We start from the raw sequence: 17,153 nt of genomic DNA, 5'->3' as shown, positions 1-17,153 counted from the left end.
GTTCACCCCTGTGGGGTAAGGCGGGGTAGGGCGCGGCGCGGTCAGCGCACCGGGTGGTCGTCGTCCGCCGCGGTGTCGTCCGCGCCGTCCGCCGCGGACCGTACATCCGGATGCCTCGGCCCCTGCCTGGGCGTCCGGGGCTCCCCGGCCTCCCCGGCGGCCTTCCCGCCCGGCTTCTCGCCCGGTTTCTCGCCCGGTTTCTCGCCTGGCTTCTCCCCCGGTTTCTCGCCCGCCTCGCGCTTCGTGTGCAGCCGGGAGCGTATGTCGCCGTGCGGCAGGAACTGGGCCCAGCGCTCGGGGAACTCCGACGGCGGGGTGATCTCCGCCGCGCCGTCGTCCGCCGTGCGCTGCTCCTTCCCGCGCAGCCGGGCCGCCTCCTCCCGGGCGAGGGCGGCGCGCTCGGCACGCCCGGCGGCCGTGGCCACCGAGGGCCAGACCCGGTCGATCGCGGCGTTGACCGCCGCCCCGACCAGCACCGCGAAGGCGGACACCCCGATCCACAGCAGCACCGCGACCGGTGCGGCCAGCGAGCCGTAGATCGTCGGGCCCTCGACCGTATGCACCAGGTAGATCCGTAGCAGGAAACTGCCCAGCACCCATATCGCGAGGGCCACCAACGCCCCCGGAATGTCCTCCGGCCAGGGCGAGCGGACCGGTACGGACACGTGGTAGAGCGTGGTGAGGAAGGCGATGGACAGCACGATCACCACCGGCCAGTACAGGACCGGTACGAGGTCCCCGCTGGGCGGCAGCAGGTCCACCACCGCCTCCGGCCCGATCACCATCAGCGGCAGCGCCACCGCCCCGACCACGAGCGCCACCAGATAGAGCAGGAAGGACAGCAGGCGGGTCCTGACGATCCCGCGCTTCCCCTCCAGCCCGTACATGATCGTGATGGTGTCCACGAACACGTTCACCGCTCGGGAGCCGGACCACAGGGCGATGGCGAAGCCCAGCGAGATCACATCGGGACGCCCGCCCTTGATCACATCGTCCAGCAGCGGCCGGGCGATCTCCTTGACGCCCCGGTCGGACAGCACGGTCGCGGAGGCGTCGAGGATGTTCTGCCGGATGGTGGCCACCGTGTCGGTGCTGGTCCAGGCGTCGAAGTAGCCGAGCAGTCCGATCAGGGCGAGCAGCAGGGGCGGGAGCGACAGCAGGGTGAAGAAGGCCGCTTCGGCGGCGAGCCCGGTGACCCGGTACTCCATACAGGAATTGATCGTGTCCTTGAGCAGCAGCCAGGCCGTCCTGCGCTTGGACACATTGCGGTACAGGGCGCGGGCCTTGCGGAGCCGGCCGGACGGCTTCGATGTTTCTTCTGCTGGCTGCACCTTCTCACCGTATCGGGGGTTTTCACCGCCGCTCATCCGGTGACCAGGCCGAATCCGCGCAAATGGTCGCCGCGCAGGCATTGGCGGAGGGGATGCCGCGCCGACTCGGCACCACCCTCCGCCAGCCGGGCCCACTGTCCGTGCCGGGTACAGCCATGCGCAAAGGTTGCGCCGCGTTGCAGCCGTCCGGACGGTCGGTGGGAACGTGCGGGCCGCGGGTCAGCAGCCCCCGCTGGAGGTCCAGGAGATCCCGGCGCCGCGCAGCCGGTTCGCCGCGTCGGAGTGGCTGAGCTTGGTCACAGCCATGGTCGTCTTCGTCTCCTTCGTCTGCGGATCCGTGGACCGTCGAGGACGGCGGCAGCACGATCCCAGGGCGCGGCGCCATCGCCGGGTGCCGGGCCGGTGGGCGCCGGCGCCGGTGGCGGCATCCGCGCCTGGAAGCTAGGGCCGGTGCCGGACTGACGGCCCCTCCGGGTACCCCTCGGAAAAACGCTTGATCTGAAGCAACTAACTTGTCAAACGTTTTCGGGAGGGGTACCCCAACCCCCTCCCGCTGTCCGGCGCCGCACACCTTGCCGAACCGCGCGAGCACGTTGTAGTCGCCGGGCACGCTCGCCCCCGAGCAGTAGCGGTGCAGCGCACCCGTCAAGGCGAGTCAACGGTGCCCATGGTTATCTGTCCACATGACCACCACCGTGACCACCTGGCACCTGGAGCAGACCGCCCCCTCCGACCTCAGCCCGGCGCAGGAGCCGCCCGCGGCGGCGGGGGTGCGGATCGTCCGGGCCGAGGTGCCGAGCCCCGAGTTCAGCCACTTCCTCTACACGGCGGTGGGCTCGGACGTGGCGTGGACCGACCGGCTGGTGTGGTCGCGGGAGGCGTGGGAGGAGTATCTGCACCGGCCCGGTGTGGAGACCTGGGTGGCGTACGAGCGCGGGACCCCGGCCGGGTACATCGAGCTGGAGGGCCAGGACGAGGGCGTGGTGGAGATCGCGTACTTCGGGCTGGTGCCCACCTTCCGGGGGCGCCGCATCGGCGGGCATCTGCTGACCTGGGGGACCTCCCGCGCCTGGGACATGGCCGACCGCCGGCCGGACCGGATACCGACCAAGCGGGTGTGGCTGCACACATGCAGCAAGGACGGGCCGTACGCGCTGGACAACTACCGCCGCCGGGGTTTCCGGGTGTTCGGCGTCAAGACGTCGGACGAGGAGTGACCAACACCACAGCGTCTTGCATTCCGAGACAGAATCGTCCGCATAATGGATAAAGGTGGACTCGTCAGAGACCACCATGCGACGCTTCCATCATGTCTCGAGCTGGAATCGCCTTGGTGAGTCGACGCCACGTCGACCTCGGCCGCATGTCCAGCGCGATCTGTCCGGCGGGCTGACCCGCACCTCGACAGGGCCGTCATCAAGGCCCCGGGCAGCACCACCGCATCTTCCGCTCGCCCCCGACGACGTGGGCGGGCGCGCACGCCTCGACACTCCCCGCCGCATTCGCACCGGTCACCGCCGTACACCCCTGCCCGCCTGCGCATGCGCAGGTCAGACGGTGCGCGCCCACGTACTACCCGCCGCACCAGAGCCGCATCGAAGGACATACACCGCCATGGCTGCCACCCCGGAACGCGCAAGCGCCACGCCCCGCCGCAAGGCCGGACGCCACCGCGGCGAAGGCCAGTGGGCCGCGGGGCACTTCACCCCTCTCAACGGCAACGAGCAGACCAAGAAGGACGATGACGGTCTCAATGTGCGGACACGCATTGAGACGATCTACGCCCACCGCGGCTTTGACTCCATCGACGGTGCCGATCTGCGCGGCCGGATGCGCTGGTGGGGTCTGTACACCCAGCGCAAGCCCGGGATCGACGGCGGCAAGACCGCGATCCTGGAGCCGGAGGAGCTGGACGACGAGCACTTCATGATGCGGGTGCGGATCGACGGCGGCCGGCTGACCACCGAGCAGCTGCGGGTCGTCGGCGAGATCTCGGAGGAGTTCGCGCGCGGCACCGCGGACATCACCGACCGGCAGAACATCCAGTACCACTGGATCCGGATCGAGGACGTGCCCGAGATCTGGAAGCGGCTGGAGGCCGTCGGGCTGTCCACCACCGAGGCGTGCGGTGACACCCCGCGTGTGATCATCGGCTCGCCGGTGGCGGGGATCGCCGAGGACGAGATCATCGACGGCACCTCCGCCATCGAGGAGATCCACCGGCGCTACATCGGCAGCAAGGAGTTCTCCAACCTGCCGCGGAAGTTCAAGACCGCGGTCTCCGGCTCCCCGGTGCTCGACGTGGTGCACGAGATCAACGACGTCGCGTTCGTCGGCGTCCGCCACCCCGAGCACGGCCCCGGCTTCGACCTGTGGGTCGGCGGCGGGCTGTCCACCAACCCCAAGATCGGCGTCCGGCTCGGCGCCTGGGTCCCGCTGGAGGACGTCCCGGAGGTCTGGGCCGGGGTCACCTCGATCTTCCGCGACTACGGCTACCGGCGGCTGCGCAACCGCGCCCGGCTGAAGTTCCTGGTCGCCGACTGGGGCCCGGAAAAGTTCCGCCAGGTGCTGGAGGACGAGTACCTGAAGCGCCCGCTGTCCGACGGCCCGGCGCCCGAGCAGCCCGTCCAGCAGTGGCGTGACCACATCGGCGTCCACCGCCAGCAGGACGGCCGCTACTACGTGGGGTTCGCACCGCGCGTCGGACGGGTGGACGGCGCCACCCTCACCAAGATCGCCGACCTGGCCGAGGCACATGGCTCCGGGCGGCTGACCACCACCGTCGAGCAGAAGATGATCGTGCTCGATGTGACCGAGGACCAGGTGGAGTCGCTGGTCGCGGGGCTGGAGGCGCTGGACCTCCAGGTCAAGCCGTCCCCGTTCCGGCGCGGCACGATGGCCTGCACCGGTATCGAGTTCTGCAAACTGGCGATCGTCGAGACCAAGGCGCGCGGCTCCTGGCTCATCGATGAGCTGGAGCGCCGGCTGCCCGAGTTCAACGAGCCGATCACCATCAACCTCAACGGCTGCCCGAACGCCTGCGCCCGTATCCAGGTGGCGGACATCGGTCTCAAGGGCCAGCTGGTCATGGACGACAACGGCCAGCAGGTCGAGGGCTATCAGGTGCACCTGGGCGGCGCCCTGGGCCTGGAGCCGGGCTTCGGCCGCAAGGTGCGCGGGCTGAAGGTCACCGCCGCCGAGCTCCCCGACTACGTGGAGCGGCTGCTGCGCCGCTTCCAGGAGGAGCGCGAGGACGGCGAGCGCTTCGCCACCTGGGCGGGGCGAGCCAGTGAGGACGCCCTGAAATGAGTGAACGTGCCGCGCCGTTCTACTGCCCTTACTGCGGGGACGAGGATCTGCGTCCCTCGGAGGAGGGCCATGGCGCGTGGGAATGCGCGTCCTGCAACCGCGCGTTCCGCCTGTCGTTCCTCGGGCTGCTGGCCAAGGGCCTGCGGCGCGACCCGATCGATGAAGGGGGCACGGCGATATGACGACACGGCTTGAGGACACCGATCTCGAAGGGCTCGCCGAGAAGGCGGGCCACGAGCTCGAGGACGCCCCGGCGCTGGACATCCTGCGCTGGGCGGCGGACACCTTCGGATCGCGTTTCTGCGTCACCTCCTCGATGGAGGACGCGGTGGTGGCACACCTCGCCTCCCGCGCCTTCCCCGGCGTCGACGTGGTCTTCCTCGACACCGGCTACCACTTCCCCGAGACCATCGGCACCCGTGACGCGGTGGCGGCCGTGATGGACGTCAACGTCATCACCCTGACCCCGCGCCAGACGGTGGCCGAGCAGGACGCCGAGTACGGCCCCCGGCTGCACGACCGCGACCCCGACCTGTGCTGCGCGCTGCGGAAGGTCAAGCCGCTCGAGGAGGGGCTGCGAGAGTACGACGCCTGGGCCACGGGGCTGCGCCGGGACGAATCGCCAACTCGCGCCAATACCCCGGTCGTTGGCTGGGACGCCCGGCGCCGTAAGGTGAAGATCTCGCCGATCGCCCGCTGGACGCAAGCGGACGTCGAGGCCTATGTCGCCGAGCACGGTGTGCTGACCAACCCCCTGCTGATGGACGGCTATCCGTCGATAGGCTGCGCGCCCTGCACCCGTCGGGTTCTGGAGGGCGAGGACAACCGGTCCGGCCGCTGGGCGGGGAGCAACAAGACCGAATGCGGGCTGCACGGCTGATGGCTGTCGACCAGGAGAACGAGATGAGCGCCCCCACGACCACCGGTGCCACGGTGTGGCTGACCGGTCTGCCGAGCGCGGGAAAGACCACGATCGCCTATGCGCTGGCCGAGCGGCTGCGCGGCGAGGGCCGCCGGGTGGAGGTGCTCGACGGGGACGAGATCCGCGAGTTCCTCTCCTCGGGTCTTGGGTTCTCCCGCGAGGACCGGCACACCAACGTCCAGCGGATCGGCTTCGTGGCCGAGCTGCTGGCCTCCCACGGGGTCACGGTGCTGGTGCCGGTCATCGCGCCGTACGAGGACAGCCGGGAGGCGGTGCGCAAGCGCCACCAGCGCGAGGGCACCCCGTATCTGGAGATCCACGTGGCCACGCCCGTGGAGGTGTGCTCCGAGCGGGACGTCAAGGGGCTGTACGCGAAGCAGGCGGCGGGCGAGCTGTCGGGTCTGACCGGTGTGGACGACCCCTACGAGGCCCCTGCCGACCCGGATCTGCGCATCGAAACCCACAGGAACAGCGTGCAGGAGTCGGCGGCCGAGGTGCGGTTGCTGTTGAGTGAAAGGGGACTGCTGTGAGCCACACACGCGCGGCCACCGAGTCACGGGCCATGGCGCTCCCCGCACCCGGGCGCCGTACCCACAGCGAATCGGCCGATATGACGGGAAGCTACTACCGCAGCCGAGCGAACGAAAGGGGCGCGGCATGACGACCGTGACGGCGATCAACGCGGGCGAGGGCGCGGGCCTGTACGCGCTCTCGCACCTGGACGCGTTGGAGTCCGAGGCGGTGCACATCTTCCGCGAGGTGGCGGGCGAGTTCGAGCGGCCGGTGATCCTGTTCTCCGGCGGCAAGGACTCCATCGTCATGCTGCACCTCGCGCTCAAGGCGTTCGCCCCGGCGACGGTCCCGTTCTCGCTGCTGCATGTGGACACCGGGCACAACTTCCCCGAGGTCATCGCCTATCGGGACGCCACCGTCGCCCGGCACGGGCTGCGGCTGCACGTGGCCTCGGTCCAGGAGTTCATCGACGACGGCCGGCTGCGCGAGCGCCCGGACGGCACCCGCAATCCGCTCCAGACCGTGCCGCTGCTGGACGCCATCGAGAAGAACCGCTTCGACGCGGTCTTCGGCGGTGGCCGCCGGGACGAGGAGAAGGCCCGCGCCAAGGAGCGGGTGTTCTCCCTGCGGGACGAGTTCGGCGGCTGGGACCCGCGGCGGCAGCGCCCCGAGCTGTGGCAGCTCTACAACGGCCGCCACTCCCCCGGTGAGCACGTCCGGGTCTTCCCGCTGTCCAACTGGACCGAGCTGGACGTGTGGCAGTACATCGCCCGGGAGAAGATCGACCTGCCGCAGATCTACTACGCGCATGAGCGCGAGGTCTTCCGGCGCGCCGGCATGTGGCTGGCGCCCGGCGAATGGGGCGGTCCGAAGGACGGCGAGACCGTGGAGCGGCGCATGGTGCGCTACCGCACCGTGGGCGACATGTCCTGCACCGGCGCCGTCGAGTCGAGCGCGGTGGCCATCGAGCAGGTCATCGATGAGATAGCGGCCTCCCGGCTGACCGAGCGGGGTGCGACCCGCGCCGACGACAAGCTGTCGGAGGCCGCGATGGAGGACCGCAAGCGCGAGGGGTACTTCTAACCATGACGAGCGATCTGACGTCCGAGGAGCAGGCCGCGGCGGCCGCCGTGGAGCGGTCCGCGGCCACCTCGCAGCTGCGGTTCGCCACCGCGGGCTCGGTGGACGACGGTAAGTCCACGCTGGTCGGGCGGCTGCTGCACGACTCCAAGTCGGTGCTGGCCGATCAGCTGGAGGCCGTGGAACACGCCTCGCGCAGCCGTGGCCAGGAGGCGCCGGACCTGGCGCTGCTGACGGACGGGCTGCGGGCGGAGCGGGAGCAGGGCATCACCATCGATGTCGCCTACCGCTACTTCGCCACGCCGAAGCGGCGGTTCATCCTCGCCGACACCCCCGGCCATGTGCAGTACACCCGCAACATGGTCACCGGCGCCTCCACCGCCGAGCTCGCGGTCGTCCTGGTGGACGCGCGCAACGGCGTGGTGGAGCAGACCCGGCGGCATGCCGCGGTCGCCGCCCTGCTGCGGGTCCCGCATGTGGTCCTCGCCGTCAACAAGATGGACCTGGTGGACTACGCGGAGCCGGTCTTCGCGGCCATCGCCGAGGAGTTCACCACCTACGCGGCCTCGCTGGGCGTCCCGGAGATCACGGCCATTCCGATCTCGGCGCTGGCCGGGGACAACGTGGTGACCGCGTCGGCGAACATGGACTGGTACGGCGGCCCGACCGTGCTGGAGCACCTGGAGAGCGTGCCGGTGGGCACCGACCCGTCCCAGGACCCGGCGCGTTTCCCGGTGCAGTACGTGATCCGTCCGCAGACCGCCGAGCACCCCGACTACCGCGGCTACGCGGGCCAGATCGCCTCCGGTGTGCTGCGGGTCGGCGACGCCGTCACCGTGCTGCCGTCCGGCCGGACGTCCACCATCACCGGGATCGACGCGCTGGGCGCGATGGTGGACGTGGCGTGGGCCCCGCAGTCGGTGACCCTCACCCTCGCCGACGACCTGGACATCTCGCGCGGGGACCTGCTCGCGCCGAGCGACCACGCGCCCGAGACCACCAGGGACGTCGAGGCCACCGTCTGCCATCTGCACGACCGTCCGCTGCGCGTGGGCGACCGGGTGCTGCTCAAGCACACCACCCGCACGGTGAAGGCGATCATCAAGGACATTCCGTCGCGGCTGACGCTGGCCGATCTGTCGCACCACCCGGCGCCGGGTGAGCTGGCCGCCAATGACATCGGCCGAGTCGTGCTGCGTACCTCCGAGCCGCTGGCGCTTGACGCGTACGACGCCTCGCGCCGCACCGGCTCCTTCCTGCTGATCGACCCGGCCGACGGCACCACGCTCACCGCCGGAATGGCGGGCGACTCCTTCGCGGCACCGGCCAAGGGCGCCGAGGCCGCGCGGGACGACGAGGGATGGGACTTCTGACGATGGCCGGTGAGGTGTTCTCGACATTCGCCAAGGAGGGCGGCCGCGTGGGCAGCGGGGCGCTCGGCAGCGGGCAGGGCGGGGTCGGACGATGTGTGCGCTGACGCCGCAGTCCGCACCCGTCCACCAGCACCGCCGCCGAAAGCCGTCTGAACTGCCGGGCGTCCTCTGACGCCGCCCCGGCCCGTCGAGAGGAACACCCCCGTGTCGTCTGCCGTCCGCCGCATAGCTCCGCGACCAGCCGAGCGCCCCCACCGCCGCACCCGGATCCTGGCGGCGGCGGCCGTCCTCCCCCTGCTGATGGGCGCGCTGGGCGCCTGCGGCTACGGCTCGGAGAAGAAGAGCGACGACACGGGATCCTCGGCGGTCCCGGCGGCCGGCGGTGAGAAGGTCGACGGGCTGGACAAGGTGAAGGTCGGCTACTTCGCCAACCTCACCCATGCCACCGCCCTGGTGGGGCTGCGCAAGGGCGGCCCGATCCAGCAGGAGCTCAAGGGCACGAAGGTCGCGCCGTACGTCTTCAACGCCGGGCCGTCGGAGATCGAGGCGCTCAACGCGGGCTCCATCGACATGGGCTGGATCGGCCCGTCGCCGTCCATCAACGGCTATGTGAAGTCCCACGGCTCCAACCTCAAGATCATCTCCGGTTCGGTCTCGGGCGGTGTCAAGCTCGTGGTCAACCCGAAGAAGATCAAGACGCTCAACGATGTCAAGGGCAAGAAGATCGCCACCCCGCAGCTGGGCAACACCCAGGACGTGGCGTTCCTCAACTGGGTCAAGAGCAAGGGCTGGAAGGTCGACGCCCAGAGCGGCAAGGGCGATGTGTCGGTGGTCCGCAGCGACAACAAGGTGACGCCGGACGCGTACAAGTCCGGTGCCATCGACGGCGCGTGGGTGCCCGAGCCGACCGCGTCCAAGCTGGTCGCCGACGGCGGCAAGGTGCTGCTGGACGAGTCCTCGCTGTGGCCGGACAAGAAGTTCGTGATCACCAACCTGATCGTGAAGCAGTCGTTCCTCAAGGAGCACCCGAAGGTCGTCGAGGCCGTGCTGCGCGGCTCGGTGAAGACCAACGCCTACATCAAGGCCAACCCCGAGCAGGCGAAGGACGCGGCCAACGCGGCGCTCAAGGAGGAGACCGGCAAGCCGCTGCCCGCCGAGGTGATCGACCCGGCGTGGAAGTCCATCCAGGTCACCGACGACCCCCTGGCCCCGACGCTGAACACCGAGGCCGACCACGCGGTCCAGGCGGGGCTTCTGGAGAAGCCCGATCTCAAGGGGATCTACGACCTGGGCCCGCTGAACAAGGTCCTGAAGGCCGAGGGCAAGCCGGCGGTCTCCGCCGCGGGCCTCGGCAGCCAGTAGCCGCCCGTCCGTCCCGTACGCACCGTACTCATGTACACGCATGTACGCATTCATCAGGAGGTGACCGGATGTCCCCGGCACTGACCACCGAGAAGGACGACCGGGCGAGCACCGCGACGGCGGGCTCCCCCGGCCCCGCCGACGCCACCGGATCCGTCTCGATCGACCATGTCCACAAGGCCTTCGGCCGTCCCGGGGCGGCCCAGCCCGTGCTCGAGGACATCAACCTCCAGGTGCGCCCCGGGGAGTTCGTCTGCATCCTGGGGGCCTCCGGCTGCGGTAAGTCCACGCTGCTCAATCTGATCGCCGACCTGGACAAGCCGACCTCGGGGGCCATCGAGGTCCCCGGCGGCCGGCCGGCCCTGATGTTCCAGGAGCACGCCCTGTTCCCCTGGCTGACCGCGGGGAAGAACATCGAGCTGGCGCTGCGGCTGCGCGGGGTGCCGCGCGCCGACCGCAGGCCGCGGGCCGAGCGGCTGCTGGAGCTGGTGCGGCTCAGCGGCGCCTACGGCAAGCGGGTGCACGAGCTCTCCGGAGGGATGCGGCAGCGCGTGGCGCTGGCCCGCGCGCTGGCGCAGGACTCCAGCGTGCTGCTGATGGACGAGCCGTTCGCCGCGCTCGACGCCATCACCCGCGATGTGCTGCACGAGGAGCTGACCCGGATCTGGAGCGAGACCGGAGTCTCGGTGCTCTTCGTGACCCACAACGTGCGCGAGGCCGTCCGGCTGGCCGAGCGCGTGGTGCTGCTGTCCTCCCGGCCGGGGCGGGTCGTCCGCGAGTGGACCGTGGACATTCCGCAGCCGCGCCGCATCGAGGACTCGGCCGTCGCCGACCTGTCCGTTGAGATCACCGAAGAACTGCGTGGGGAGATCCGCCGCCATGGCCAGCAGTAAGACCACCCGCGGCACCGCGGTCGAGGAAGCCGACGGCGGAAACGGCGGGAAGCGGTCCATCGAGAAGTCGGTGGAGAAGTCCACGGCGAAGGCCGGTCCCGGGCAGGACCTGGCGGGCCTGGAGGCCGGTCTGGACGCGCTGGACGCGGTGCAGACCAAGCGGGTCTCACCGGCCGAGGTGCTGGTCCAGAAGGTGCTGCCGCCCATCGTGGCCGTCGCCTTCGTGCTGGCCCTGTGGAAGGTGCTGGTCGTAGCGAAGGTCACCCCCGACTACAAGCTCCCCGACCCGGGGCTGGTCTGGGACTCGCTGCGCCAGCTGTGGCTCCAGGGCGAGTTGCTCGACATCATCTGGACCAGCGTCTCGCGGGGTCTCTTCGGCTTCCTCATCGCGCTGGCGATCGCGACCCCGCTGGGTCTGGTCGTCGCCCGGGTGAAGTTCATCCGCGCCGGTCTCGGCCCGATCCTGTCCGGGCTCCAGTCGCTGCCGTCGGTCGCCTGGGTGCCGCCCGCGGTGATCTGGCTGGGGCTGAACGACCAGATGATGTACACCGTCATCCTGCTGGGCGCGGTCCCCTCCATCGCCAACGGGCTGGTGGCCGGCATCGACCAGGTGCCCCCGCTGTTCCTCCGCGCCGGACGCACCCTCGGCGCCCGCGGCCTGGTCAGCGCCCGGCACATCCTGCTGCCCGCCGCGCTGCCCGGCTATGTCGCCGGGCTCAAGCAGGGCTGGGCCTTCGCCTGGCGCTCGCTGATGGCCGCCGAGATCATCGCCAAGTCCCCGGACCTGGGCCTGGGGCTTGGCCAGTACCTGGAGAACCAGCGCAACAACTCCGATATGGCGGGGGTGCTCCTCGGCATCCTCCTGATCCTCGTCGTCGGCATCGCCATCGAGCTGCTGATCTTCGCCCCGATCGAGCGCCGGGTGCTGCGCAGCCGCGGCCTGCTGGCGAGCACGCGCTGACCGAACCGAACCCACCGAACGGAAGGCCACGGAGAGCCATCACCATGTCTGCCCCGACCCTGCTGATCATCGCCCACGGCAGTCGCGACCCCCGCCATGCGGCGACCGTCGACGCGCTGCGCGCGCGGGTGCGGTCGCTGCGGCCGGGGCTGCGGGTGGAGGCGGCGTTCCTGGAGTTCAACGCGCCGCGCGTACCGCAGGTGCTGGCCCGGCTCGCCGCGGAGGACGCCACCGAGGTGATCGCCCTCCCGCTGCTGCTGACCCGCGCCTTCCACGCGAAGACCGACATCCCGGCGGTGCTGCGCGAGGCCACGGCCCGCCACCCCCGCCTCTCCGTCCGCCAGGCCGACGTCCTGGGCCCGTCCCCGCTGCTCGTGGACGCCCTGGAACGCCGCCTGTACGAGGCGGGGCTGCGCCCCGCCGACCGCTCCTCGACCGGGGTCGTCCTGGCCTCGGCGGGGTCCACCGACCCGGAGGCGATCGCGGTGATCGCTGAAATCGCGCGGGAGTGGCGGCACACCGGATGGTGCGCCGTGCGACCCGCGTTCGCCTCCGCCTCTCTTCCCCGCACCGAGGACGCCGTCCGCGCCCTGCGCGCGGACGGCGTCCCCCGGGTGGCCGTGGCCCCCTACGTCATCGCCCCCGGCCGCCTCCCCGACCGCATCGCCCACGGCGCCGAGGCCGCGGGGGCCGACCTCCTGGCCCCCGTCCTGGGCCCCGCCCCGGAACTGGGCCGCCTCCTCCTGACCCGCTACGACGAGGCGCGCACGGCACCCCCGGCCCTGCTGACGGCCTAACCAGTTCAAACAGGCGGCGTCACAATTGGGTGCCGCCACCGTCCACCACGAGTTCGGCGCCGGTGGTGTAGGTCGCGTCGAAGGCGAAGAAAATGGCAGCACGCGCGACCTCCTCCGGATTCCCTATACGCCCCATCGGAATCTGGGCGGCGAAACCCGCGGCCATTTCATCCGCCACCTCGGCGGGCAGGCTCTTGTGCAGAATTCCCGTGTCGATAGGCCCCGGGCTCACCGCGTTGACGCGTACGCCACGCGCCAGCAGTTCGCGAGCCCAGGTTCGCGCCATCGACCGGAGAGCCGCCTTGCTCGCCGCGTAGACACCATGGTCCGACTGCCCCAGCACGTTCGAGATCGACGTGGTCAGCACCACGCCGCTGCCCTCGGCAAGCAGTGGAAGCAACCGCTGCAAGGTGAAGTAGGGGCCCTTGGTGTTGGCCGCGAAGACGGCATCATACGCCTGCTCGGTCGTCGCCTCGAACGACACCGAGTCGGTGATGCCCGCATTCAGGAACACCGCGTCCAATTGACCGAACGCCTCCTCGACCTTCCCGGCCAAGGAATCAATGTCGGCTTTTGAGGTGGCGTCGCTGCGAACCGCGACCAGCCCCTCTTTACTCGCCGCTTCGAGCGCCGCTTCCTTGCGTCCCGTGACCATCACCTGAGCGCCGTCGGCCACCAGCAGACGTGCGATCGACAGGCCGATTCCGCTACTGCCACCGGTGATGAGGGCGCGCTTTCCGTTGTACTTTTCCATGCCCCGATTCAAATCCCGGACCGGCGACGGCGTCCAAGACCTGATCTGCAACCCGTCATGCGCATATTGCATGTTGGTACGCTCGAAGCGTGCGCGTTCCCGGATCGGATCTCGACCTGCGGCTTGTCGGCTACTTCACGGTCGTCGCAGAACACGCCAACTTCAGCCGCGCCGCCGCGGTGCTGCACGTCGCGCAGCCGTCCCTGAGCCGCCAGATCCAGCGCCTCGAGGAACATCTGGGCGTGCGCCTCTTCGACCGCACCCCACAGGGCAGCCGGCTCACGGAAGCCGGTCGCGCCTTCCTGCCGCAGGCTCAGGCGCTGCTCCAAGCGGCCCATCAAGCCGAGCTCACCGCCCGCGAAGGCGCCACCCCGCGCGAGTTCACCATCGGGTACGTCGAGGACCTGGTCATCACTCACGCCGTACGCCGGCTGCGGCATCGACACCCCACGGCCCGCATCCGCACCCGCCACCTGGAGTGGAACGACGCCCACGCCCTCACCGACCGCCGCGTGGACGCACTGGTCGCACGCGCCCCGCTGCCCTTCCCCACCGACCGGTTGCGCCTCACCGATCTGTGGACCGAGCCACGGGTTCTGGTCGTCTCCACGGACCACCGCCTGGCCGGAAAGGAATCGGTGACCGTCGACGACCTCAGCGAAGAAGTTTTACCGCAATGCCCGAGCGCGGTCCCGCAATGGAGCGATTTCGCCCGCCTGGAACCGCGCCCGGACGGCGTTCCGGCTCGCAGCGCGCCGATCGACTACGAATCGTTCGAGGACAAGCTCGACCTTGTGGCCGAGGAGCGGACGGTATTGATCCTGGCCGCCGGCGACCGGCGGCCCCAACTACGCCCCGGCCTCACCACCGTACCCATCGAGGGCATCGACCCGGTCCGCGTCGTCCTGGCAACCCGCTCGGCCGAGGCCAACCCCCTGATCAACGATTTCCTGAACGCCTGGTCATCCGATCCACCCGCTCCCCGGGGTCGTTGAGCAGTGCGTCCAGGGGACGGCGCCCCTTCCGATTCCGAATGCCGCGGTCAGGTCGGTCGCCGAGTGGGCCGCTAATGGTGTTCGGACACCGTGCGGCCACCGGTCACGGGAACAGCAGCAGTTTCCCGGTGGTCGTGCGTGACTCGATGTCCGCGTGGGCCCTCGCCGCCTCCGCCAGCGGGTACCGACCGCCGATCCGGACGAATGTCGTTCATCGCGATCGTCGCCGACGGCTTCGGCGGAGCCGGAAAACGGGGACGACAACCATTGCGTCGAACTCCTCCCCGTCGACGGCAAGATCAAGCTTCGGGAAAGCGACGTCCCCGCCGACATCCTCACCACCACACCGGGCGGACTCAGAACCTTCATACGCGCCGTCAAGGCGGGGGCGCTGGACCACCTCGGGCGGTAGGCACGAGGGCAGTGCGGCCCTCGGCAGCCCGGCGTGAGCGAGGGCTTCACCCTGGAGGAGGCAGCCCGCTTCATGCGCTCCCTGGGCGTCGTCCAGACCCTCAACCTGGACGGCGGCGGCTCCACCGCCATGGCCGTGAACGGCCATCTCGCCAACGTCACCTCCGACGCGACGGGCGAACGCCCGGTGGGCGACACGGTCCAGGTACTGCCGTAGCGGGACGCGCTCGTCATCGCTGAGTGTCCCCGACATCGCCGTTGTCGACCGCGCGGCCGTCTCGCGTGGCACGCCAGCCGCACCGCTTGAGGCGATGTTGCTACTGGGAGAAATCCTCTCTCCGATCAGCCAGGCTCCCGACCGCATCCTCAAACCGGCGCTCTACGCCCAGGCGAAGGTTCCTGCTTATTGGCGGATTGAACTGGAACCGGACGTGTGCGTGGTGGTACACGAGTTGGAGGGCGGCAGCTACCGCGAGATCGCCACCGTCACGGGCAAGGAGTCTGTCCAGGTGGCCGGAGAGTTCACCGTCGACCTGGACGTCGCCGCGTTGGGGCGCGAACTGAAGGGCTGACGCCGGGCCCTAGCCTTCCGGATAGAAGACGAAGAGCGTGCAGCCCGTGGTGGTCTGGGGGATGTGGGAGGAGCCCGCGGGGGCGTGGATGAAGGTGCCTGCGGGGTAGTCGTGGGCGCCGTCGTTGAAGGTGCCGGAGACCACGAAGACCTCCTCGGGGCCCGGTTCATGGACGTCCACGCCCTCCCATGAGGTGCCGGGGTCCATCTCCAGGACGTGCGCCTTCGCGCCGTTGTCACCGGTCCACAGGGGGCGCAGGCGGATGCCCGGGAAGAGCTCCTTCACCGGGGCGTTCTCGACGGCCGCGGCCACATATCCGTCCGTGAGGTTCATGCCGTTCAGCGTGGCATGGGGGGTGTGAGCGCCCAAGGGCGCAGCCGGTTGGTGTCGCCACCCGGCTACGCCCCTGGGGCTGATCACCTCAGCCGTACGAGACTTACTCGACGACCTTCAGCAGCTTGTTCGGCGTACCCTCGCCCGGGTTGGAGATCTTGTCGGCGGTGGCGCCGTCCGTCAGCCCCTTCGCCACGTCGGCCGGCTTGGCGTCCTTGTGGCCGCTGAGGTAGACGGCGGCGGCGCCCACCACGTGCGGGGTGGCCATCGACGTGCCGGAGATGGTGTTGGTGGCGTCGTCGCCGGTGTTCCAGTCGGAGGTGATGTCCGAGCCGGGGGCGTAGATGTCCACCACGTCACCGTAGTTGGAGAAGTCGGACTGCTCGTCCTGGTCGGTGCTGGAGGCGACCGTGATCGCGTCCTTCACCCGGGCGGGAGAGCTCTGGCTGGCGTCGGCGGACTCGTTGCCCGCCGCCACACCGAAGGTGACACCGGAGTCGATGGCCTTCTGCACGGCCGCGTCGAGGGCCTCGTCGGGGGTGCCGCCCAGGCTCATGTTGGCGACGGACGGGCCCTCGTGGTTCTCGGTGACCCAGTCGATACCCGCGACGACCTGCTCGGTGGTGCCGGAGCCCTGGTCGTCCAGCACGCGCACCGCGACGATCTTGGCCTTCTTGGCGACGCCGTGCTCGGCACCGGCGATGGTGCCGGCCACGTGGGTGCCGTGGCCGTTGCCGTCGTCCGCGCTGTCGTCGTTGTCGACCGCGTCGAAGCCGGACGTGGCGCGGTCCTCGAAGTCCTTGTGGCTGGTGCGGACACCGGTGTCGATGACGTACGCGGTGACACCCTCACCCGCGCTGTCGGGGTAGGTGTACTTCTTGTCGCCCTGGGTGTCTTCCTGGTCGATCCGGTCCAGGCCCCACGACGGCGGGTTCTCCTGGGTGCCCTTGATGGTGTAGCGGTGGTTCTGGACCACCTTGGCGACCGACGGGTCGGCGGCCAGCCGCTTGGCCTCGGTGTCGGAGAGCCCGTTGGCCGAGAAGCCGTTGATGGCGGAGTCGTAGCTGCGGCGCAGCTTGCCACCGTACTGCTCGGCGAGGTCCTTGCCCTCCGAGGCGGCCTTGACGCTCTTGCCGCCCTTGAGCATGACGATGTAGCTGCCGTCGACGGCGTTCTTCGCCTGGGTGCCGTAGACGGTGCCCTCGGCGGGCTGGGCGGTGGTGGCGCCGGCCGGAACGGCCACGAAGACACCGGCGGTGACGGCGGTCGCGGCGGCTATGGCCAGACCGAGTCGACGCGCGTTGCGCTGCTTGTGAACTGCCATGACGAGGGTTCCTCCTCGTGCGGTTGTGGGGGGAATCCGCACCCCGGATCGCGTCCGATCCCTCAAGTGCGGCAGATCCGGAGTGTGTTGGGGTCACTCCGGTTCTGACAAAACCCTGACTGATGAGTACGGGTCAATTCAAGATCCCCACCGATGTGTGACATAGGCAACGTTCTTCACATCGACCCCGCACCGACCATGGCGTCAACGGCCTTTGTGTGTA

21 protein-coding genes are annotated in these 17,153 nt (G+C 69.9%); 16 read left to right on the top strand and 5 right to left on the bottom strand.

The window, feature by feature from the left end; translation table 11 throughout:
* Nucleotides 1–41: 41 nt before the first annotated feature.
* The gene (locus ACJX2R_RS37700; protein ID WP_413103721.1) at nucleotides 42–1,331 is read right to left on the bottom strand and encodes a YhjD/YihY/BrkB family envelope integrity protein; all 1,290 of its coding nucleotides are present in this window, start codon (nucleotides 1,329–1,331) and stop codon (nucleotides 42–44) included.
* Nucleotides 1,332–2,014: 683 nt separating this feature from the next.
* Between ACJX2R_RS37700 and ACJX2R_RS37695 the strand changes: the two genes are divergently transcribed.
* From ACJX2R_RS37695 to ACJX2R_RS37640, 12 genes are all read left to right on the top strand, one after another.
* A complete protein-coding gene (locus tag ACJX2R_RS37695; RefSeq protein WP_413103720.1) occupies nucleotides 2,015–2,548 on the top strand; it encodes a GNAT family N-acetyltransferase in 534 nt (177 codons plus the stop codon).
* A 92-nt stretch (nucleotides 2,549–2,640) separates the two neighbouring features.
* Nucleotides 2,641–2,724 (top strand): putative leader peptide, encoded by an 84-nt coding sequence (locus ACJX2R_RS37690; protein ID WP_309471194.1) that lies wholly within the window; start codon nucleotides 2,641–2,643, stop codon nucleotides 2,722–2,724.
* A 221-nt stretch (nucleotides 2,725–2,945) separates the two neighbouring features.
* Complete coding sequence (locus ACJX2R_RS37685) at nucleotides 2,946–4,640, top strand: nitrite/sulfite reductase (RefSeq protein WP_413103719.1); 1,695 nt, start codon at nucleotides 2,946–2,948, stop codon at nucleotides 4,638–4,640.
* Nucleotides 4,637–4,822 carry a hypothetical protein gene (locus tag ACJX2R_RS37680; protein ID WP_210949678.1) on the top strand — a complete coding sequence of 62 codons (186 nt, stop codon included), beginning with the start codon at nucleotides 4,637–4,639 and terminating at the stop codon, nucleotides 4,820–4,822. The genes ACJX2R_RS37685 and ACJX2R_RS37680 overlap by 4 nt, the downstream gene beginning before the upstream one ends.
* Nucleotides 4,819–5,520 (top strand): phosphoadenylyl-sulfate reductase, encoded by a 702-nt coding sequence (locus ACJX2R_RS37675; RefSeq protein ID WP_413103718.1) that lies wholly within the window; start codon nucleotides 4,819–4,821, stop codon nucleotides 5,518–5,520. Before ACJX2R_RS37680 ends, ACJX2R_RS37675 begins: the two co-directional genes overlap by 4 nt.
* Nucleotides 5,502–6,092 carry an adenylyl-sulfate kinase gene (gene cysC / locus ACJX2R_RS37670; RefSeq protein ID WP_182471527.1) on the top strand — a complete coding sequence of 197 codons (591 nt, stop codon included), beginning with the start codon at nucleotides 5,502–5,504 and terminating at the stop codon, nucleotides 6,090–6,092. Before ACJX2R_RS37675 ends, cysC begins: the two co-directional genes overlap by 19 nt.
* 127 nt (nucleotides 6,093–6,219) lie before the next feature.
* Nucleotides 6,220–7,158: a sulfate adenylyltransferase subunit CysD gene (gene cysD / locus ACJX2R_RS37665; protein WP_262699413.1), complete on the top strand. Its 939-nt coding sequence runs from the start codon at nucleotides 6,220–6,222 to the stop codon at nucleotides 7,156–7,158.
* Nucleotides 7,159–7,160: 2 nt separating this feature from the next.
* Nucleotides 7,161–8,528: a sulfate adenylyltransferase subunit 1 gene (locus tag ACJX2R_RS37660; RefSeq protein WP_262699412.1), complete on the top strand. Its 1,368-nt coding sequence runs from the start codon at nucleotides 7,161–7,163 to the stop codon at nucleotides 8,526–8,528.
* Between the two features lie 204 nt (nucleotides 8,529–8,732).
* Entirely contained in the window at nucleotides 8,733–9,890 is a 1,158-nt protein-coding gene (locus ACJX2R_RS37655) for an aliphatic sulfonate ABC transporter substrate-binding protein (RefSeq protein WP_413103717.1), read from the top strand.
* A gap of 68 nt (nucleotides 9,891–9,958) precedes the next feature.
* On the top strand, nucleotides 9,959–10,783 hold the full coding sequence (locus ACJX2R_RS37650) for an ABC transporter ATP-binding protein (RefSeq protein WP_262699410.1): 825 nt from the start codon (nucleotides 9,959–9,961) through the stop codon (nucleotides 10,781–10,783).
* A complete protein-coding gene (locus ACJX2R_RS37645) occupies nucleotides 10,770–11,744 on the top strand; it encodes an ABC transporter permease (protein WP_413103716.1) in 975 nt (324 codons plus the stop codon). The genes ACJX2R_RS37650 and ACJX2R_RS37645 overlap by 14 nt, the downstream gene beginning before the upstream one ends.
* Nucleotides 11,745–11,788: 44 nt before the next feature.
* Nucleotides 11,789–12,541 (top strand): sirohydrochlorin chelatase, encoded by a 753-nt coding sequence (locus tag ACJX2R_RS37640; RefSeq protein WP_413103715.1) that lies wholly within the window; start codon nucleotides 11,789–11,791, stop codon nucleotides 12,539–12,541.
* Between the two features lie 19 nt (nucleotides 12,542–12,560).
* Here the strand turns inward: ACJX2R_RS37640 and ACJX2R_RS37635 are convergent, their stop codons facing one another.
* Nucleotides 12,561–13,295: an SDR family oxidoreductase gene (locus ACJX2R_RS37635; protein WP_413103714.1), complete on the bottom strand. Its 735-nt coding sequence runs from the start codon at nucleotides 13,293–13,295 to the stop codon at nucleotides 12,561–12,563.
* Nucleotides 13,296–13,384: 89 nt separating this feature from the next.
* On the opposite strand from ACJX2R_RS37635, the gene ACJX2R_RS37630 reads away from it, so the two are divergent.
* Nucleotides 13,385–14,290 (top strand): LysR family transcriptional regulator, encoded by a 906-nt coding sequence (locus ACJX2R_RS37630; protein WP_413103713.1) that lies wholly within the window; start codon nucleotides 13,385–13,387, stop codon nucleotides 14,288–14,290.
* A gap of 103 nt (nucleotides 14,291–14,393) precedes the next feature.
* Here the strand turns inward: ACJX2R_RS37630 and ACJX2R_RS37625 are convergent, their stop codons facing one another.
* Entirely contained in the window at nucleotides 14,394–14,486 is a 93-nt protein-coding gene (locus ACJX2R_RS37625) for a zinc-binding dehydrogenase (RefSeq protein WP_413106035.1), read from the bottom strand.
* Here ACJX2R_RS37625 and ACJX2R_RS37620 point away from each other — a divergent pair.
* Genes ACJX2R_RS37620 through ACJX2R_RS37610 form a run of 3 tightly spaced genes read left to right on the top strand, consistent with a single transcriptional unit; the run spans nucleotide 14,445 to nucleotide 15,273 of the window.
* A complete protein-coding gene (locus ACJX2R_RS37620) occupies nucleotides 14,445–14,702 on the top strand; it encodes a DUF397 domain-containing protein (RefSeq protein WP_413103712.1) in 258 nt (85 codons plus the stop codon). The two genes, ACJX2R_RS37625 and ACJX2R_RS37620, sit on opposite strands and share 42 nt — an antisense overlap.
* 33 nt (nucleotides 14,703–14,735) lie before the next feature.
* Nucleotides 14,736–14,918: a phosphodiester glycosidase family protein gene (locus ACJX2R_RS37615; RefSeq protein ID WP_413103711.1), complete on the top strand. Its 183-nt coding sequence runs from the start codon at nucleotides 14,736–14,738 to the stop codon at nucleotides 14,916–14,918.
* On the top strand, nucleotides 14,848–15,273 hold the full coding sequence (locus tag ACJX2R_RS37610; protein WP_413106034.1) for a Uma2 family endonuclease: 426 nt from the start codon (nucleotides 14,848–14,850) through the stop codon (nucleotides 15,271–15,273). The genes ACJX2R_RS37615 and ACJX2R_RS37610 overlap by 71 nt, the downstream gene beginning before the upstream one ends.
* Before the next feature lie 9 nt (nucleotides 15,274–15,282).
* Here ACJX2R_RS37610 and ACJX2R_RS37605 read toward each other — a convergent pair whose 3' ends face one another.
* Both ACJX2R_RS37605 and ACJX2R_RS37600 read right to left on the bottom strand, forming a co-directional pair.
* Nucleotides 15,283–15,606, bottom strand: a complete 324-nt coding sequence (locus ACJX2R_RS37605) for a cupin domain-containing protein (RefSeq protein WP_020867797.1) — start codon at nucleotides 15,604–15,606, stop codon at nucleotides 15,283–15,285.
* A 103-nt stretch (nucleotides 15,607–15,709) separates the two neighbouring features.
* The gene (locus ACJX2R_RS37600) at nucleotides 15,710–16,930 is read right to left on the bottom strand and encodes a S8 family peptidase (RefSeq protein WP_413103710.1); all 1,221 of its coding nucleotides are present in this window, start codon (nucleotides 16,928–16,930) and stop codon (nucleotides 15,710–15,712) included.
* Nucleotides 16,931–17,153: the final 223 nt, after the last annotated feature.

The sequence above is a fragment of the Streptomyces sp. Inha503 genome, assembly GCF_047215865.1.
GTDB classification, from domain to species: domain Bacteria; phylum Actinomycetota; class Actinomycetes; order Streptomycetales; family Streptomycetaceae; genus Streptomyces; species Streptomyces lycopersici.
The sequence above is the reverse complement of the archived record's forward strand: the minus strand, read 5'-3'. Positions and strand labels throughout refer to the sequence as shown.

Coding starts and splice junctions, on each gene's coding strand:
- ACJX2R_RS37695 (WP_413103720.1), top strand. CDS start 2,015: ATGACCACCACCGTGACCACCTGGCACCTGGAGCAGACCGCCCCCTCC.
- ACJX2R_RS37690 (WP_309471194.1), top strand. CDS start 2,641: ATGTCTCGAGCTGGAATCGCCTTGGTGAGTCGACGCCACGTCGACCTC.
- ACJX2R_RS37685 (WP_413103719.1), top strand. CDS start 2,946: ATGGCTGCCACCCCGGAACGCGCAAGCGCCACGCCCCGCCGCAAGGCC.
- ACJX2R_RS37680 (WP_210949678.1), top strand. CDS start 4,637: ATGAGTGAACGTGCCGCGCCGTTCTACTGCCCTTACTGCGGGGACGAG.
- ACJX2R_RS37675 (WP_413103718.1), top strand. CDS start 4,819: ATGACGACACGGCTTGAGGACACCGATCTCGAAGGGCTCGCCGAGAAG.
- cysC (WP_182471527.1), top strand. CDS start 5,502: ATGCGGGCTGCACGGCTGATGGCTGTCGACCAGGAGAACGAGATGAGC.
- cysD (WP_262699413.1), top strand. CDS start 6,220: ATGACGACCGTGACGGCGATCAACGCGGGCGAGGGCGCGGGCCTGTAC.
- ACJX2R_RS37660 (WP_262699412.1), top strand. CDS start 7,161: ATGACGAGCGATCTGACGTCCGAGGAGCAGGCCGCGGCGGCCGCCGTG.
- ACJX2R_RS37650 (WP_262699410.1), top strand. CDS start 9,959: ATGTCCCCGGCACTGACCACCGAGAAGGACGACCGGGCGAGCACCGCG.
- ACJX2R_RS37645 (WP_413103716.1), top strand. CDS start 10,770: ATGGCCAGCAGTAAGACCACCCGCGGCACCGCGGTCGAGGAAGCCGAC.
- ACJX2R_RS37640 (WP_413103715.1), top strand. CDS start 11,789: ATGTCTGCCCCGACCCTGCTGATCATCGCCCACGGCAGTCGCGACCCC.
- ACJX2R_RS37635 (WP_413103714.1), bottom strand. CDS start 13,295: ATGGAAAAGTACAACGGAAAGCGCGCCCTCATCACCGGTGGCAGTAGC.
- ACJX2R_RS37605 (WP_020867797.1), bottom strand. CDS start 15,606: ATGAACCTCACGGACGGATATGTGGCCGCGGCCGTCGAGAACGCCCCG.
- ACJX2R_RS37600 (WP_413103710.1), bottom strand. CDS start 16,930: ATGGCAGTTCACAAGCAGCGCAACGCGCGTCGACTCGGTCTGGCCATA.